Genomic DNA, 18302 nt, shown 5'->3' with positions numbered 1-18302 from the left:
CGGCTGAAGGCGGTGTGCGGTCGCCTTGAAGACGTCCCGCATATCGCCACCCGCTACGACAAGCTCGCCCGTAAGTTCGCTCCAGCGTGCTTTGCCTGCCGTTACCGCATTCTGGTGCTATACGGTTCGACGCTGGGGCCAGCTTACGAATTTGATCATGGCGTCTATAACCTTGAAATGTAAATTATTCTCAACGCACGCGAATGGCTCATAACGACCCGTGCTCGACAATTCTATTGAATATTTCAATATTTTCCTCAGATATCTTCTCCTGAATATCTGTCATTTTCGCTTTCAAGTCTGCGATTTCGACTTCGTTAAGTTTCTGCGCATCCGAGAACGCTTTTATCAGATCTTCATCGGAGTTATAACTAATGCCTGGGATACCGTACATCTCTAACAGCTGAGCGTGCGCAATGAACGGAATAGAGTACGACAGGCCGATTTGAATCGAGCTAGAAAATCTATCCTTGAAGTACGCTGGATACTTCTTGGGATCGATCAAAGGCGCCAGGAAATTCGAGGCAGCGCATTCACCGTGAAAATCAATTTCACGCAAGTTTTTCAATATTCGAGAGTTTTTTATAAAACTGTAATCTCTTTCTACGCTGAGGCCGACTAATTTAAAAAATAAATCTGGCACTTGATCGGCCACGTAAGGTAAAAGATCGTAGTTCCTTCGATTTTCTAAATTGCCTTGAATAAGAACTTCCGGCTTGCCAGATACGCTGCCCGCTTGAGTGCGCTTAACATTCAGCCCTGTGGTAACAGGTATGAATTTTTGCTTGGCTTGAGGAAACAAACACAGTTCGAACGGACGCTCACGATCCTTGAACCGATGCATGACGCGAATAATGACGTCACGCTTAAATATTTCCTGAATATCTTCGCTCAGATCGCCCGTATCCGTCAAATAATCACCGGAGACTACGACGACTGCATCATAGTATTGTCCCGACTTGTGCAGCTTGATCGACTCTTGAAGGACTAAATGATCTCGCCCAAAGTGGCTCAGACTGTCAGACCATAAAGTTACATTATGCGCTCGCGAGAGGCAACTAATTAAACCAAGTGCGGTCTCAAAATGCGGTCGACCTTGATGGAACACAAGTACATTCATATCTCTCTCCTAACTTTAGCTGTATCAAAAGACTTTACAAAAGTCCGACGAGCTTCGATAATTCATAGATGCTACTGACGATTGAACGTAAATAGCGGAAGATGTCTCGGGTCGCTAGTTGTGTATCTGCGTCATGCGCTTGTGATAAAAAATGCGATCCGGGAAAAATGGTCCTTCTGGCCGGCAGATAATAAGTGACCAAATTTATTCACATGCGTAAAATTTAAAATCAGCACGGTCTTTTGGATATCTTTTAAAGACAAAAAATGTAAATACTGTTTTCGCCGTCGGATAAATAGCGGGCTGTAATTGTTGACGTCGGCCATGTTGCGAAAAAAACCGGTAGCGCGCCTAAACTCCGCGCGCTCAGATTCGCCCACGCTTCTCACTAGCTTCACTCGCGGCTTGTCGATAAGACCAATACCATGGACAAAGGGGCACGTAGCTCCCCCTGCATGCTGTGCAGCACGAGATGATGTCCAAGACCCTGTCACTTGCCTTCGGCGCACACTGCAATACCTTCGGTTTCACCGTGCCGCCGCGGCGCCGATCGTACGAGAGCACGAATTCGGTCTGCCGCGCGCAGCCTCGTTCCAGTCGCACCTTTTTCTTCTATCCAAAATAGAAGGATTTCCCACGCCCTTCCGCGCTACGAAGAAGCTCAGACCTGATGCCGCGAACGGACCGCTTACCAACGTTCCTCTCGTAAAAATCCTCGCCCGGAAGCCGGTCCATGATCAGTTTCCACAAGCCGTCGATATCCTCACGGCTCGCCATGCGGTCCGGTTCGAACATCCGGCGCGACCAATCCGCGATGCGAGCATCGAGCTCCCTGACCCGAAACTCCGCCATTGCGCGCCTCTTCCCGACGGCGAACTGCGCCAAAAGCGGCTCGGTGATGGCTTCAAGCGAGTCCGGCTTCTCGACGATCAGCGGTGCTCGGTCATAGCCCAGCTCTTTGAAAGTCTGCTCGTTGAACGATTGCCCTTGAACGCCGATATAGCGGGCGAAGCAGACATCCGTGTTGATCCGCGCGAAGCCGAGCGAGGCACAGGCCGCCGTCTTGATGACGTCCTGGGAGGTTTCGCCCCAAGCGACGTCCTTCGTCAAAAACTGGCGTAGGATCGTTAAGTGCGGTCGAAATTTGTAGTCTGTGTGGCGGTAGATCTCATAGAACGGCGCGATCCAGCCCTGCATCGCCTCCCAGCACCGGCGCGTCAGACCGAAGCCCCAATGGTGCTCGAGCGGCACGATTTTCGCGTGTTTCGCATCGAAGCCACGATAGATGTCCCCGTAGCACGCGAAATAGCCGAGATTCGGGCAGTCCTGCCCCGCAGCGCGCATCCGATCGAGGATATGCAGATAGTATGGACCGAGTTCCATATCATCTTCGAAAAAATACGCGACATCCGCCCCGAGGTTCTGGAACGCGAATTTTTCCGCACGCTCGAAATTCATGGCAATGCCAAGATTCTCCTCGGCACGATGAAGATGCGAGTGCGGGAAGTGTCGCTTGAAGACGGCTGCGGATGCGTCGAGAGCCTCTTCGTTGGCGTAGACACACCCCGTCCGCCGCGAGCGTCCGCCATCCTGCATGAGGTGGATGAGATTCTCGTCGAGATCGAACCCAACCTGCTCACGCAGACTGACGCAAAACCGCTCCAAGTACTCCGGCCGATCGAAGGACATGATGATAATCGGGACACTCATACCGCTCGTCGCCTCTATGTCGAAAACCCGATCGCCGGCAGTGCCGATACGATCATGCCCTGCGTCGTCATCCGGTAGTCGACCTGAGATCGGCACGCTAATCCCGGATGCAAACGCCGCGATGATAATCGGGCTCCTCCCATTCCGGAACGGGTCACGACGCGCCGAGCCAATCGAGGACCGGTGCCGCCATCCGTTCGGCCGAGAAGTAGCGGCTGCGTTCGATCGCCATCGCTTTCATGCGCGCGTCCGAGGATACGTCGAGGGCCTGCTCGATCGCGTCGACGAGCGCCTGTACGCTGAACGGATCGAAATACAGCCCGGCCTCGCCGATGACCTCCGGGAAGCAGGAAGCGAAGGAGGCCACGACGGGCCGGCCGAGGCTGAGGGCCTCGACCGCGGGAATACCGAATCCCTCGTAGACCGACGGGAACAGCAGGAACTCGCAGTTCTTGATCAATCGGTACTTGACGAACTCCGAGACGAAACCGGTGAAGACGATCCGATCGCGCTGCTCAGGCGTGACGGAAGCCAGAATCTCGTCGATCAGCCACCCTTTGCGCCCGACCACCAGGAAAGTGAGGCTGAGTTGTGCGAGTCGCTCGTCCTGAAGCGCCTTGAGGAGTAGGGACAGGTTCTTGCGGGGCTCCAGGGTTCCGATCACGAGGGCGTAGCGTCCGAGCCGCAGATGCCCGGCGTTGTGGTCCATCAACTCGAACTCGGCGGGCCAGTCGACATACTGGTAGAGGATGCGGGCTTTGTCCTCAACGAACGGGTACGCGCTGATCAGTGCGTTTCTCGTCGAGTCCGATGCACAGAATACCGCATCGTCGGTGACGAGCTCGTCGCGGAAATAGTCGAGATGGTGCGCGACGTTCTCGGCCTTGTGGAATTCCGGCATCACGAGGGTGGACATGTCGTGAACTGTGCTCGCGGTGATGCCCTTCGACGTGATGATGTGTTTGGCGGTCGGATACAGCACCGGCACTGCAGGATCGCAGACGGTGAGGAATGCGGAATCGTCGCGGAAGAGTTCGCCCCGTAGCAGGGTGCCCGACCGGTGTGCCACCGCTCTGCGGACAAGCCCGGAGGGGACCTCGTGAAGTTCGAAACAGAATCGGGTCGATAGCCTCGGCGACTGGCCGAGTGCATCAATCAGGCGACGAGTGAAGACTGGAATCCCTGTCCACTGATCTTCTAACAAAGGTCCAATATCAACATAAATCGCCTGCATGGCTAACTCTCACTCGCTTCATATACGATCCTGGGGAATCGAGCAGGATTCACCCCGTCCAATGGATCAACGGACGGAATGTGAGCGCAGTGGATAGGAAATCTTCATACACCTCCCTGTCCAGGAGCGACCGGTCGGCAACGATGTCGATTGACTTCGGAGCGCGTGGGCCGGGAAAGAACAGCCGGTCGATCGGGTCGGTGAAATGACAGAGCAGTTCGACGTCACAGCCCTGCTGCTCGAGCAGCCAGGGTAGGATGTCGCCCTCGGCCAAGAGCACCGATTTGGTCCGGAGGAACGGGAGCTTGAAACCCTGTGACCTCAGCAGTCCGGCGAGGGTCGAGGCCCAGCCGCTTCTATCCTCCTGGGCCCCGGGAGGGATCTCCAGGATCGCCAGCTCGTCATAATAGAAGGCATGATGAAGTCTGCGGGCAAGCAGCTTGACATACGCGCTCGAGTGCAGGGCTGTCGAGTTCGCCCCCACATAGGTGATGGTCTGGGCTCTGTCCCGTTTCAGGAAGCTGACGTCGTCGGCCTCCTCGATTGCCCGAAGTTCACTCTGACCGCTACGCGTCATCCACCACTCGAAGAGGGTGCTGGTCGCCGGCTCCCGTTCAAGCCGGACCGGCTCCACGTAGATCGTGGTCGGCCTGAAGGCGACAGGAGCGCCGCGAAGAGAAAGAGCGGAGTTGAACTGCGAAACAACCTGCGCAACCAATTCTGGCGCTCGCTTGCAAAGCAGTAGGAAATCCTCATATTTTCTTCGCATGTGAAGATCGTATAGGTAAAGGTGATTCCTCTTACCCGGTATGATCTTTACCGTCTGGCCCGATGACAGGCAAAGGTGATCGCTGAAGGCGCCGACCTGATTTTCCAGCCAAGCCAGCATGCTGTCACTCGTGCAGATCTCCGGTCGCGCGATACCGTGAACCTCGGTACCCTGCTCCGCGCAAACTTGCATCACGGTGGCGAGAGCGCGGGCCGTGCCGATATCCAAGACGTCGACGAGTTGCTCGGATATCGGAAAAATGGTCGAGTCCGGCAGGTCTTGCCCAAATGCAGGCGGCGGTATCGAGATCAGCAGGCGCCCTTGTTCAAACAGGTCTGTCATCTGAACGGAAATCCACTCGAGGCAGGCGATGACAAAAGGCGTGGCTTAGACTTGAACTCGTTGCTGTTTGCGAGCGCGCGGAGCAGATCGTAGCTGGTCACCTTTTTCTCGCGGAGCCGAGAACTATAGCTCTTTAGCCCACCGGCATCGGCCGGACGACCGAGAATGTAGACGTAGGCAGCCGCGACGAAGCTTTCCTCACCTTCCGATCGGACGAACTCCTCGAAGATCGCTCCGCATGTTGACAGTTCCGCAATATCGCGCAGGGTTGTGGGATCGGAATGCACAAGATCGTCAATATTTGCGATCTCCGAAGGTGGTAGATCTGCTTTCAAGATTGGCTTCATGCCGTCGAGAACACGACTGGTTTGATAATCTCGCAAGGTCAAGTAGGGCTCAAAACCCTCCTTGATCTCGATGGCGAGAAGAGCATTGAACGAGCACCACGCGTGAGGAGCTCCAAATTGGAGGATCTCGTTCGAATGTTGGTTGGCGACGGCTCGCGCCACCATTTTTCCCTCGCTCGTGACCGCGATGGTGAGAGGATGCGACGGTTTGTTCGTGTCGCACGCCCAGCCGAGTAGGCGAACTCCACCATGCACAACCGTCAGCTTCCCGCAGAGCATCGCATCGTCCATAGTTCGTCGGCGCCAGGCCGTCCCGTGATATGCACTCCGTCGCCACTCAGCAAGGTGGCGAGTGGCGATCAATGCAGAAATTCATGGCAAGTCAGTCCGCGTTCACTACCGAACTTCCGCAGTGCCGACCTTGACCATTGCCAATGGCGTTTTCAGTTTATGATGATACCGGTGTGAGGGCGCGCTGTGGCCGGTCTCAGGGCTTGTCCCGATAGATCGGCGTGGGTATGGCCGGCTCGGTTCCGCTCCGACAACCCCTGGGTCAGAACTGGGTCAGCACTTCCGACTTTCCGGCTCTCGGGGAAGGATGGCCTCGATCTGGGCATGAATTCGTTCCGCCACCGGCGCGAGACCGAAACGGCTCGCGACGAAGCGCCGGGCGGCCTCTCGCTTGACGCGACCGCCAGTTGGATCGCCGTAGGCCTGCATCATGAGCGAGGCCGCGTGTCGGAGATCTGGTTCGGCCCAATGCCCGGCAGCGAGCGGGTACTGTTCCGGCGCCACGGGGATGAGCGTGTGATCGACCACGAGGGCGGTGTCGGATTTTGCGAAATCGCGAGATCCAGAATGGCCCGTGCAGATCACGAGCGTTCCGAGCAGCATGGCCTCCGCCAACAATCGGCCGAACCCCTCCGCTCGATGGAGTGAGACGAAGACATCCGATTCAGAAATCAGATACGCCATGGCGGAGGGCGGCAAGTCGCCATCGAGGACAACGACGCGGTCATCCTCGCCGATCGCCGCGATCAACAGCTCGAAGGCGGCCGGGTTGGCTTCGGCGTTGATGGTCTTCAGGACGAGCTGGACGTCCGTTTGGCGCCTCGGAAACGCCCGCTGAAACGCATCGACGAGGCCGAGTGGATTTTTGCGTTCGATTCGCGAGTTGAAATCAAACGCGAACAGAAGATTGAATTTACCTGCCAAAAGCTCCGAGACTTGGGCGTCCCTCTCCGGGTCCGGAGCCTTGACGTAGAACGGAACCAAACGTGCCTTTGCACCAGCCACCGCCTGATAGACCTCGTGCTGATACGAAGTCGAGCACCAAACCTCGTCGCAGGCGGCAAGGATGAGATCGCAGCCACGCGGAAGTCGGGTGAGCTCCCAGGGCGCGTAGGCGATCACATGCCGCCCAGCTGAGATGTTCGGGTAGATCGAGGCCCAGACCCGGCTGATCTCCGAAAGGGGCATGCAGAAGATCAGGACCGGAGCGGTTGGGCGGCGGACCTCGAATGCATCGTACACCGGCGCCTCCCCGGACACCGGAAAATGGGCGCTCGAGAGATCGATGAGTTCGATCCGGTAGCCGAGCGCCAGCAGCACGTCGGTCAGGCGACGGGCATCCTCGCCGACTCCCAGCACCGATCGGTGGAAGCCGACGATGCAGATGCTCCTGAGGCCCTCGTTCTTCGAGCGCCGGGATAACCCCAGACCGTCGAGATAGGAGAGGTACTGCTCGAAGGCATTCGATTTCGCCGCCTCCAGCTCCGCCGCGCTGCGCCGACGAAGACGGAGAGTGTCCCGGATGAGATCGAGCGGCAGCAGGTGGGCGACGGCGCTCTCGACTTCGGTGTCATCGCCCTCCTTGGCCTCCGGGGACCCGAGCCCGCGGACGACATGGTCCAGGAAGGACGGCTCGCCCGCGGCGCCACGGGCGATGAGGGCGGCCAGCAAGGAATCGGGAATCACCGGCGGCCGTGGCAGCGGTGCCCGCCGCGCCAGGAGGATCTCGGCAAGGCAATGCAGGTAGGAGGCCGTGCTCCGAAACCCGTATTGCGCATGCAGGTCCTGCCTGAGGAAGTAACGGCACCAGAGCGTGACATCGCCCTCTATCAAACGGTGAAGATCGGCAACGACCTCCGGGTTCATCGCATCCACCCGCTTCGACCACTTGAGCAGGGCCCGGTCGGATTGCGATCGGGCACTGCTCTAAATGTCTGATTTCGCAGTCTTGTCGTCGTCCAACCTGCAGCCACTTGGTCGGAGATCGCTGTAGCCTCACGCGTGCGTGGCTTCGCGCAGGCGGCCGTCGCCTGCCGAGGGGTTGATGTTCTCTAGCAAGCGGATCGCATTCGGCAGACCCTGTTCCGCCGCCGCCACGAGGAGACGCGCGGCCGTGTCTGGATCAGCGGTCGTACCAACCCCGTTCAGGTACATGACGCCGGCATTGTACTGCGCCAACGGATGCCCGGCCTCGGCCGCCGCGACGTAGTGCTTGAGCCCGAGAGAGACATCCTCAGGCGCCGCGTTGCGCTGGCAGTAGAACACGCCGAGGGCGAACTGCGCGGCAGCACTCCCGCGCGCGCTCGCGTCCAAGAGGAGGCGTTCCGCGCGGACACGGTCGGGCGGAAGATGACGTCCCGACAAAAGCTCGGCCGCGAGACTTGTCATGGCCGCGGTCACACCGGCGCTCGCGCTGGCTTCGAGGGCCGCCAGAGCGCTCTGCAGAGCGTGGGGCGTCAGCTCGTTCGGTTTGAACCGCGTCAACAGCAATTCGGCCGCGGTGAGATTATGCTTACCAGCGGCACTGGCCAGGAGCTCAACGGCCCGCGGCATGGTCCCGTCATCATCCTCGCCCAGCAGCATCTGGGCCAGGGCGAGTTCCGCTTCGGCGCTGTTTTGAGCGGCAGCCTGTTCGAGCAGCGTGCGCCCCACCTCGGCGTCCTCGCTCCGCACGCGCCCTGACGCCAGCAGGGTACCGAGGCGCACCTGTGCCTGCGGCACGCCTTGATCCGCCGCGACTCTCAGCCATCTCGCAGCCTCGGCAAGGTCTGACGGCACGCCTTGTCCAGTCTCGTAGAAGATGCCGGCGTTCAGGGCACCGATGGCGTGGCCGCGAGCGGCACTCAGTGCAAAATAGCGGGCCGCATGGGCGAGGTCCTGCGGCAGGCCCTCCCCTCGCGCGTAGAAACAGCCGATCTGAAACTGAGCCTGCACATGACCCGCGTCAGCCGCGCGCCGGTACCATTGCGCCGCCTCTCGCAGGTCGGGTCGGATCCGGTCGCCTCGGCTGAAGATCTCGCCCAGCAGGAACGCGGCACCGGCATGGTCGGCCTTCGCCGAGGCGCGAAGGAGGTTCAGGACCGGTTCGAGTTCCGTCTCGCTCGCCACGCGCGCGAGACGCAGCACGGCCAGTTCGAACGCGGCTTCCGGGTGCTTCTTCTCGGCAGCCACCGCGAGATACCGCTCCGCCTGGGCAGAGTCCGGCTCGGGTACCTGCAGCAATGCCCGGCCCAGATTGAAGGCGGCCGATGGGTTGCCGAGATCGGCGGCCCGGCGCAGCCACTGGCGCGATAAGGCTGGGTCGTGATCCGGCTGATCGCTCGCCCCGTAGAATTCGGCGAGCCCGAATGCCGCCTGCGAGATGTCGCGCTCCGCCGCCGCGCTCAGCCATCGGCGCGCGCTGGCCCGGTCGGCTTCACACCCGATTCCCTTGAGGAGGAGCCAGCCCAGATTCGCCTGCGCCTCCGGTTTGCCGGCTTGCGCCGCCTTGCTGAGCCAGTGGTAGGCGCGCGCGTTGTCCTGCTTCAGCGTCACACCGCCCGGGAAAGCGAGCTCTGCCAAACGGCTGCCCCGCTCCGCGGCCGCAGCCGCCCAGCGGGCGGAAGGCCCGGTACACCACGCGAGATCGCGGTCCGCCAACAGCAGAACGCCAAGCTCGAACTGCGCCTCGACATGGCCGGATCGGGCTGCCCGCTCGAACCAGCGGAGCGCCTCGCCACCCGAGCGCATGCAGCCGCGCCCGACGTTGTAGTTCTGTCCGAGGCGATACTGCGCCTCCGTGTGCCCCGCGCGTGCCGCGGTCGCGAAATCGCGGTGGGCCGCGGCATGCCGCCCCGCTCGGACGCGGGCCTCGCCGCGCCTGTACCGGAAATCGCAGTACAAGCGCCGCGTCTCCTCCCACATCCTGATCGCCGTCATGGCTCGCGCATGGCCTCGGTCACGCGTGCGGCCCCCGAGATCAGGTAGCCGAGCACGGAGCGTTCCCCGATGTGGATGTCGGCCGTCAGCGTCATGCCGGGGATCAACCGGAAGGTGGACGGAACACGGTTGAAATGCATTTCCTCGATCGCCACCCGCGCCTTGTAGTAGGGGTCGACGGGCTTGCCATCCTCGTCGAGCGTGAAGGTCCCTTCGCTCACCCAGGTCAGGCGCCCATGCGCCATGCCGTGCTCGATGAACGGGAACGCGTCCACCTTGATCGTCGTCTTGTCGCCGGCCCGGATGAACCCGATCTCGCGGGCTGAGACGTTGATCTCGGCCTCGATGGGCGAGTTCAGCAGAACGACCGTCATCAGGGTCTCGCCCTCCTTGAGAACGGACCCCACCGAGGCTTTCGCACGCGTCAGCACGATGGCGTCGTCCGGCGCGTGGAGCTGGACGAGATCCTTGTGACGGGAGGCCTTCGCGAGCTGCGCCACGACCGTGTCGCGGGTTCCCCGCGCGGTCACCAGATCCTGGCTGCTCTGCGACATCCATTGCTGCACGAAGGCATTGCGGTCGGACTGCAACGACTCGAGCTGGTGCCGGGCCTCGACCAGGCTGTTGCGTCCATTCTCCATCGTCCGCAGCATCTCAAGGCGTGCGTCGCTGGCGACGAGCAGGTTCAGCAAGCTGCCGGCCTGCTTCTCGACCAGCTGCTGACGCATACCCTCGATCTGTTGTGAGATCTTCTCGCGCTCGGCGTAACGCGCCTCGTCTCCCTGAAGCCGCTTGATCGTGGCTTGGGTCTGCGCGATCTTCTGGTCGAAACTCGCGACCTGCGCGGTGAATTGCGCGAAACGTTGATCGAACAGCGACTTTTGCAGTAGGGCGTATTGGCCGCGCACCGGATCCTTGATCTCCGGCGCGTAGACTTTCCCCGTCTGCTCTGCCGTCGCGCGGGCGATCTGGGCATCGAGGCTCGCGAGCTGCTTCTCGAGCTGCTCGACATCCGCGGCCGCGAAGGTGGGATCGAGGGTCGCGAGGAGCTGCCCCTTCTTCACCTGATCACCCTCGCGCACGTCGAGTGTCTTGACGATCGAGGTGTCGAGCGCCTGAAACAGAATCGTGCCCTGCGCCGGGACGATCTTTCCCCGCTCGCTCGTCACGACCCGGTCCACGCGGGCGATCGCCGCGAACCCGATCGAGATCATCACAAGAGCCGCCATCACGAAGGTCGTCGCCCGCAGAACCCGCGGTTCCGGCGCGTGGCGGATGTCGTCCGTCTCCGACTGGAAGCGGCGGAGGGTCGTCTCCAAAGACGATTTCGGCATCGTCGCCTCCCTAGCTCACCAGCCGCAGCTTCGCATCGGCGCCGTCGCGCACCGGCGCATTCTGCTGGTTCCACAGATCGCGGTAGATGTCGCAGCGCGTGAGCAGCTCGGCGTGTTTCCCGATGTCGTGGATCCGCCCACGCTCGAGCACGAGGATCGCGTCTGAGGAGACGAGGGAGGAGAGGCGGTGCGAGATGACGATCACGGTGCGGCCTTCCGAGATCCGCCGGAGATTCGCATTGACGATCGCTTCGCTCTCCGGATCCAAAGCGCTGGTCGCCTCGTCCAGGATGAGGATGCGCGGATTGGTGATCAGGGCCCGCGCGATCGCGATGCGCTGCCGTTGACCGCCCGAGAGATTGTTCGATCCCTCGTTGATGTAGGTCTCGTAGCCGCGCGGGAGCCGGTCGATGAACTCCTCCGCGCCGGCCAAACGCGCGACCCTGACGACCTCATCGAAGGACGCATCCGGCTTGGCCGCGATGATGTTGTCGCGGATCGTGCCCGAGAACAGAAAGTTGTCCTGCAGAACGACACCGAGACTGCCGCGCAAGTGATCGAGCGCATACTCGCGCACGTCGACACCGTCGATCTTGATCAGTCCGTCGTAGTTCGTATGGAGCCGCTGCAGCAGCCGCGTAACGGTCGTCTTGCCTGAGCCGCTGCGTCCCATGATACCCAGCGTAGTTCCTGGTGGCAGTTCGAAGGAAACTGCATCCAGAGCCGGGCTGTTCGCGCCGCTATATTGGAACCGCACCGAGGCGAACTCGATATGTCCGGTGAGAGGTTGCCGGACGCCGCGACCCTGACGCTCATCCTCGGACCCTGCATTGACCAACCCGGAAACGAGGTTCACGGACGACTTGGCCTCTTCGTACTGCTCCAGGAGTTGCGCCATCTGCCGAAGCGGCCCGACGATCCTCTGGCTGAGAAGCAGGAAGATGAAGATCTGCGCCACGGCTGAGCTGTCCTTCGAGGACAAGGCCAGATAGACGCCGATGGCGAGCGTCCCGGTGAGCATGAACCGCTCCATCGGGATGATCGCCGACTGGATCACGTTCGCCATGTGACCCTCGGCGATCCGGAGCTGGGAGATGCGGGCGACCAGAACGTCGTATTGGTGGATCTGGCGCGGCTCGAGCGCGAGCGATTTGACGGTTCGGATTCCCTGCAGGGTCTGCACGAGGAACGATCCGCGTTGTCCCTCGGCGGCGATGACAGCGTTCGTCCGCTTGGCGTAGACCGGCAGCATCGCTGCGATCCAGGCCGCGATGATCAGACAGCACCCGAGCACGATGGACGTGAGCATGGGGCTGAGCACGAACATGACCGGTAGGAAAAATACGAGGCAGATGCTGTCCAGAATCGTGCCGAAAAGCTGATTGGTGAGGAACTGCTTGACCTTGTGCGCCTCGTTCATGTTACGGGCGATGAGGCCGACGGGCGTCTTCTCGAAAACTTCGACCGGGAGCCGCACGATGCGCTCGAAGATGAGCATCGTCATCTTCACGTCGATGCGGGCGGTCAGGTGCAGCAACAGCGCTCGACGTAAGGCACTGAATATCGTTTCGAAGATGATGCAGATGGCAAGCGCGATGCAGAGCACGACGAAGGTGCTCATGGCCGAGTGAGACAGCACGCGATCCGTCATCAAGCGGAAGAAAAGTATCGGCACCAGCGTGAGAAGGCTGAGAAACACCGCGGCGATCACCACGTCGCGCAAGATGCGGCGCTCGCGGAAGATCAAGGTAGCGATGAACTTCAAACCAAACGGCTGTTCCTCGTCGCGCAAGCTATAGTCACGCTTGATGATGAGCGTGCGTCCATCCCACAATTCCTCGAACCGCATGCGGTCGAGCACGAGCGGCGCATCCTCAGGCGCGAGAGGATCCTGCAGGACGACCTGTTCGACCTCATCCGAGGCTTGGACGGCAGTCAGCAGCAATGCAGATCCATCCGACAGGAAGACGATGGCCGGCAACGCCCTGTGGAGCTTCGGAACATGTCGCCACTTCAGTTTGAGCAGCTTACCCGTCAATCCGGCTTGCTTCGCGCACCGCAATAGCACGGCCGGTGTGACGGAGCCCGCTTGCAGCTGATTGTCATGGATGAGCTGCTCGGGCGTCAGGTGCACCCCATGCTGTCGTGCGACCAAGGCCAAGCACTGCAGCGCAGGCCAGTCCACTTCTGCGTCCGGGGAGACCGTGGAACCAGCCTGAAGCTGCGACATGAGCGGGCGTCCTCTCGGGAATCTGGCAAAGTGTTGGCAGCCACGTTCCACCATGTTGTCTCTATAAAACAAGTGGCGGGCGTATTGAAGTTAAAGTCGCACTACGCTGCAATTGCGTCATTTCTCGGACCAACGAGGAAAGGGGCGGCATGTGCCGCCCCCGACTTTCTTGGCGATACCGTGGAGGGGAAACCGTCAGGCCTTAGCCGATCGACCGGCTTCCATCCGCGAGATAGATCGTGTTGATGCCAGACACGGTGACGGTCTCGGACGATCCAAACGCGACGGTGACCGAGCCGTTCTGATTGTTGGTGATGCCGGTGATGTCGGACTGCGACCGGTTGGCGATCGACAACAGGTCGTTGCCACCCCCGCCGATGATCGTGTCGTTCCCGCTCGTCTTCGAGAGGAAGAACAGATCGTCGCCGCTCGACCCGACGATCGAGGCGCTGCCGGTGGCGGTATCGACGAATGTCGAGCCACCCGACGCGCCAACCAGCGTATCGCGGCCGGTACCGGCATAGAGCGTGTCACCGGCACCGACCGCGACGAGTCGGTTGTCGCCCGCGATCGCCTGCAGGGTGTCTGCCCCGATGCCGCCCGTCAGCGTGTCGCGACCGGTCGTCAAGGCACTGGTGGCGAGCGCGTTGCCGCCGCTGCCGGCCGTGAGGTTCGACGCACCACCGCCGAAGAGGGTATCGTGGCCGGTACCACCTTGCAGGATATTGGCGCCCGAGCCGGCCACGAGGGTGTTGTTGCCCGCGAAAGCCGTCAGCGTATCGGCACCCGTGCCGCCGATCAGGAAGTCGTTCCCGCCGATGGCCGTGATCTGGTTGGTGCCGTTGCTGCCGATCAGGGTGTCGTTGCCCGCACCGCCCACCAGCGTATTGTTGCCGCCGAGCGAGTTCATCAGGAAGCTGCCGCCGGTCCCGGCGGTCATCTTGGTGTTGCCGCCGCCGAACAGGGTGTCGTGGCCGGAGCCGCCCTGCAGAACGTTGGCACCGGAACCGGCGTACAGGAGGTTGTCACCGCTGATCGCCGTCAGCGTGTCGGCGCCCGTGCCGCCGTAGAGCTGGTCGGTGCCGGTTCCGACCGCATAGAGCTGGTTGGTGCCGTTCGTCGCGACGAGCGTATCGCTGCCCGAGCCGCCCGTCAGGGTGTTCTGGCCGCCTGCAGCGTTGAAGAGATAGCTGCCGCCGGTCCCGGCGGTCATCTTGGTGTTGCCGCCGCCGAACAGGGTGTCGTGGCCGGAGCCGCCCTGCAGAACGTTGGCACCGGAACCGGCGTACAGGATGTTGTCGCCGCTGATCGCCGTCAGCGTATCGGCGCCCGTGCCGCCGTAGAGCTGGTCGGTGCCGGTCCCGACCGCATAGAGCTGGTTGGTGCCGTTCGTCGCGACGAGCGTATCGCTGCCCGAGCCGCCCGTCAGGGTGTTCTGGCCGCCCGCAGCGTTGAAGAGGTAGCTGCCGCCGGTCCCGGCGGTCATCTTGGTGTTGCCGCCGCCGAACAGGGTGTCGTGGCCGGAGCCGCCCTGCAGAACGTTGGCACCGGAACCGGCGTACAGGAGGTTGTTACCGTTCACCGCGGTGAGCGTATCGGCACCCGCTCCGCCATAGAGCTGATCAGACCCCGAGCCGCCGGTCGCGAGCTGGTTGCTGCCCGAGATCGCGATCAGCACGTCGTCGCCTGCACCACCCGTCAGGGTGTCGCTGCCGCCGGCGTCCGTGTAAAGGGTGTTGCCGCCGCTGCCGGCGGTCATCGCGCTCTGGCCACCGCCGATGAGCGTGTCGCGCCCCGAGCCGCCCTGCAGGACGTTCTTGCCGGAGCCGGCATACAGAACGTTGTCGCCGCCACCATTCGCCTGGAGCGTGTCCTGGCCCGAGCCGCCGTAGAGACGATTGCTGCCCGCGCCCGAGGTGATCAGGTGAGAGCCGCCGCTGAAGCCGGCGAGCAGAGTGTCGTTACCCGATCCACCCTGAATCGTGCTCGCGCCGGCGCCGCCTTGGACGTAGCTGGCGCCGGACCCGACGACGACCTGAACGGACGCCGAGCCCTCCAGCACGATGGTCCCAGGCTCCACGCCCGTCGCGACGACCAGATTGTTGGTCGGACCGACATTCAGGAACTGGTTCGGCCCGTTTGCGACGAGCAGTTCGGTATTGCCGGCAGACAGGTCGATGGATTGCGTCGAGCCATCGGTGGTCTTGTAGAAATTGACCAATCCAGACCCGTCGGGCGCAACGGCACCCGACGCAATCAGAGCCTGCTTGATCGCCGCGGCGATCGCAGGATCATTGTTGAGCGCGACGGCCTGATCTAAGGCAGCCTGGCCTGTCTCGTAGTTCTCCGACATAATTCGCCCCTTCTTGGTTTAAGTTTGTATTTTGGTCAGAGTGTCAAGCCGCCGGTCTATCGAAGACCGGATGCACGAAAGACACGCACGCGGCCCGCACGCGACTCCGCTTGTTGTGCAGGTCTGGATTGAACCAGACTATTTTTACCAGGATCTGTACCCGATGGCACAGGAACCAAGGCAATTTTGAGACCGACGAGCGGGTCGACGCCCGCTCCGCTGAGCAACTCGACGTGGTCTCCTCGCGCGGCCTCGACCGTTGCTCCGAGAAACAGCGCGTCGACGGCAAGCGTGACGGCACGAGCCGCGCCACCGGACAGACGCATGCGGATGCCGAGGAGCGGCCGAGCCTGTCCCTTCGTTCCCGCGTAGTCGCCAGTCGTCCACGCGGTCCAGCCGCCATTCGCGCCGCCGACGAGGACCTGGTACTCGAGACGGAGGTCGGATCGCGTATCGCCGACGCGCACCGCCACACCCTCGATCGGCGCGGGAGCATCGGGGCCGGCGATCCACACACCCTCAGCCACCGGAACGTCGCCCCGCCGGGACACGTGCGCGACCCCGACTAAGCCGGCTGTCGCCATGCTCGACGGTGACGCATCCTGTCGTCTTGCACCTTCTTGTGGCGGAACCAGCGGCTCGAGTCGCAATTCCGCCTCGCCGCCCTGAGATCCCACGGCTGGGCGAGTCACCAATTGCAAAGTCGTAGACCGTTCGGCCCTGATCACGAGGCAGCCGCCTGGCTCTTCTATCGTATTCGGGGGAGCGAACGGAGACGATAAAATTTGCACGTACTGATTATCTTCCTTCGGAAGACGAACCTCAACTGAAGGCGGCGCACCAACCGAAAGCGGTTTCGCATATCGCAAAATGTAAAGACCAGCCGCAACTTGCAGCGAACTTACTTGATTTCTCATAGCCATTCGGCCTGTTCGCCCGCAATTTGCCGAAGTTGGTTTTGCCAGCCTTGCCTACGAGCTCTCGCCAGGGTCGTCAATCTATTTCTCGCCGGCTGTTAGTTTTCGCCGGGGGTGATACCAGAAAGACACTGCTGTCGGCCACATCAGATTGGATGGGAGAGAAGATTGCCCTATGAAAGAAGTGTCGTATCTGGAGTTTATTTTCGACTATTGCGCCGAAAAAATGCAGAAAAAGCCGGTTCTTACTTCAGAAATAACGATGGGCGGGCGAAAGATCTGGCGCGTCTTGACGACCGATCGACCATCGCGGTACCGCTTCAGGCTTGGTCTAGTCTTGGAGGCGTAGGCCGCGGCTATGGCATGTCGACGAGCAGACCTGCCTTACGTGATGCCGATCTGAGAAATGCAAACTTAAGTTGTATCTACGTATGTTCCGGCACTCGAGGTAGACTAAAGCGTTCGAGAGCGATGATAATCTGCACAGAACATTTTCGATAGCTATTTTAAATTAAATTTTATAAAAATGCACTATGCATAAAATAAATTTCGTGTCGTTCTCATTTTTTATATCTTGCGCGATCGTATAAAGCAATATATATAATTTAATAAAGATAAACATTATTACATTAATACCTCTGAGTATAATATATAAAATTTTCAAGAACAAAATAGCGCTCCCTGAATAGGCGGTCTGTCTCTCCTCTCGCCAGTATTGCAGGCCGGACGTGCCTTGAAATCTCGCATATTGGCCAACCGATGCTCGCGCCGACCGGCTTCTCGGCTCTCTTGCCATCACGCGTCACGGGCGGCGGAAGAGACTCGACAGGCTCGCTATCGACGATCGCTGGCGGCGCCTTCGGACGGTGAACCGACGCCGCGCCCCAGGTCCGATTAGGATCTCGAAAGCGGCGCGCGCAGTCCCGAGGCCAGCGAGGATGGCGCGCCATGCGGCGGCGTTCGACCGGCAAGTTTCAACCGGTGAGCCCCAACTCGGCTCAGTCTACGCCCGCAGGCGCGCTTCTTCGCTTGGATCGAAGAAGCGCTCATAGAAACGATGAATTCGAGCGACAGGAGACCCTAAGTCGGACGCAGGCGTTCGAGCAGGAAATCCGCGAGTGTGCGCATTTCACCCGCCGCGTTGCTCGACGGGGCAGCCATGCGGACCGAGACACCCTGGGTGAAGGCTCGCACGAAGTAGACATCGTGGCTGAGCGGGGGGGCGACGACCTCGCCGAAGCTCTCGAGTTCAGCGGTGATCTGCTGACCTTCCGGCGTTTGCGCCTCGACGCGGGTCGGCACCGTGACGATGCGCGCCTTGAGGCCAGGATCCTTGCGTTGAGAGGAGCCGATACGGGAAAGCGTGACGCGTGCAGCATTGAGGTCCAGACTCGATGGTCCGCACGGCACGAGGATGAGGTCCGCGATGTCGACGGCAGCGTCGAACACCGGGCCCAGTCCCGCCGGGGTGTCGACGATCGCGTAATCCACCGGCTGCTTGAGCACGCTGCGGATCCACTGAGACAACCGATCGTCCTCGAGGACCTCTGCACGCACATCGAAGCCGAGCTTTCGCGGGCCCGACCAGACGACGGCCGAGGCCTGGGGATCCGCGTCGATCACGGTGACCTTGCTGCCGCGAGATTTCAACTCGCCGGCGAGATTGACGGCCAAAGTCGTCTTGCCGACCCCACCCTTTTGCTGAACAATCGAAATAACGATCATCATGTTCTCTCG

The 18302-nt window shown here is 60.8% G+C and carries 12 protein-coding genes; all 12 read right to left on the bottom strand.

The genetic code is table 11. From position 1 onward, the window contains the following. Window positions 1–208 precede the first annotated feature (208 nt). Window positions 209–1120, bottom strand: a complete 912-nt coding sequence (locus BM430_RS33790; protein ID WP_143131955.1) for a hypothetical protein — start codon at window positions 1118–1120, stop codon at window positions 209–211. Window positions 1121–1732: 612 nt separating this feature from the next. After that, window positions 1733–2926, bottom strand: a complete 1194-nt coding sequence (locus tag BM430_RS03860; RefSeq protein ID WP_143131954.1) for a glycosyltransferase family protein — start codon at window positions 2924–2926, stop codon at window positions 1733–1735. Window positions 2927–2984: 58 nt separating this feature from the next. Next, window positions 2985–4064: a glycosyltransferase family 4 protein gene (locus tag BM430_RS03855; protein WP_093565606.1), complete on the bottom strand. Its 1080-nt coding sequence runs from the start codon at window positions 4062–4064 to the stop codon at window positions 2985–2987. Between the two features lie 49 nt (window positions 4065–4113). Further along, window positions 4114–5175, bottom strand: coding sequence for a hypothetical protein (locus BM430_RS03850; protein WP_093565604.1), 1062 nt, complete (start codon window positions 5173–5175; stop codon window positions 4114–4116). Next, on the bottom strand, window positions 5172–5813 hold the full coding sequence (locus BM430_RS03845; protein WP_093565602.1) for a DUF4214 domain-containing protein: 642 nt from the start codon (window positions 5811–5813) through the stop codon (window positions 5172–5174). The genes BM430_RS03850 and BM430_RS03845 overlap by 4 nt, the downstream gene beginning before the upstream one ends. Before the next feature lie 273 nt (window positions 5814–6086). Then, window positions 6087–7679 carry a glycosyltransferase gene (locus BM430_RS03840; RefSeq protein ID WP_093565600.1) on the bottom strand — a complete coding sequence of 531 codons (1593 nt, stop codon included), beginning with the start codon at window positions 7677–7679 and terminating at the stop codon, window positions 6087–6089. Between the two features lie 129 nt (window positions 7680–7808). Continuing rightward, window positions 7809–9695 (bottom strand): tetratricopeptide repeat protein, encoded by a 1887-nt coding sequence (locus tag BM430_RS03835; protein WP_177302926.1) that lies wholly within the window; start codon window positions 9693–9695, stop codon window positions 7809–7811. A gap of 32 nt (window positions 9696–9727) precedes the next feature. Continuing rightward, complete coding sequence (locus BM430_RS03830; protein WP_093565597.1) at window positions 9728–11065, bottom strand: HlyD family type I secretion periplasmic adaptor subunit; 1338 nt, start codon at window positions 11063–11065, stop codon at window positions 9728–9730. A gap of 10 nt (window positions 11066–11075) precedes the next feature. Then, complete coding sequence (locus BM430_RS03825) at window positions 11076–13295, bottom strand: peptidase domain-containing ABC transporter (RefSeq protein WP_093565596.1); 2220 nt, start codon at window positions 13293–13295, stop codon at window positions 11076–11078. Window positions 13296–13497: 202 nt separating this feature from the next. Next, window positions 13498–15648 carry a beta strand repeat-containing protein gene (locus BM430_RS03820; RefSeq protein WP_093565593.1) on the bottom strand — a complete coding sequence of 717 codons (2151 nt, stop codon included), beginning with the start codon at window positions 15646–15648 and terminating at the stop codon, window positions 13498–13500. Between the two features lie 56 nt (window positions 15649–15704). Beyond that, entirely contained in the window at window positions 15705–16175 is a 471-nt protein-coding gene (locus BM430_RS34525) for a hypothetical protein (protein ID WP_177302925.1), read from the bottom strand. A gap of 1470 nt (window positions 16176–17645) precedes the next feature. Further along, window positions 17646–18293, bottom strand: a complete 648-nt coding sequence (locus BM430_RS03810; protein WP_177302924.1) for a ParA family protein — start codon at window positions 18291–18293, stop codon at window positions 17646–17648. Window positions 18294–18302 lie beyond the last annotated feature (9 nt).

It is taken from the genome of Methylobacterium sp. 174MFSha1.1, assembly GCF_900116815.1.
Lineage (GTDB): Bacteria > Pseudomonadota > Alphaproteobacteria > Rhizobiales > Beijerinckiaceae > Methylobacterium.
Note: the sequence above shows the minus strand (reverse complement) of the source record. Positions and strands in the feature narration are given on the sequence as shown.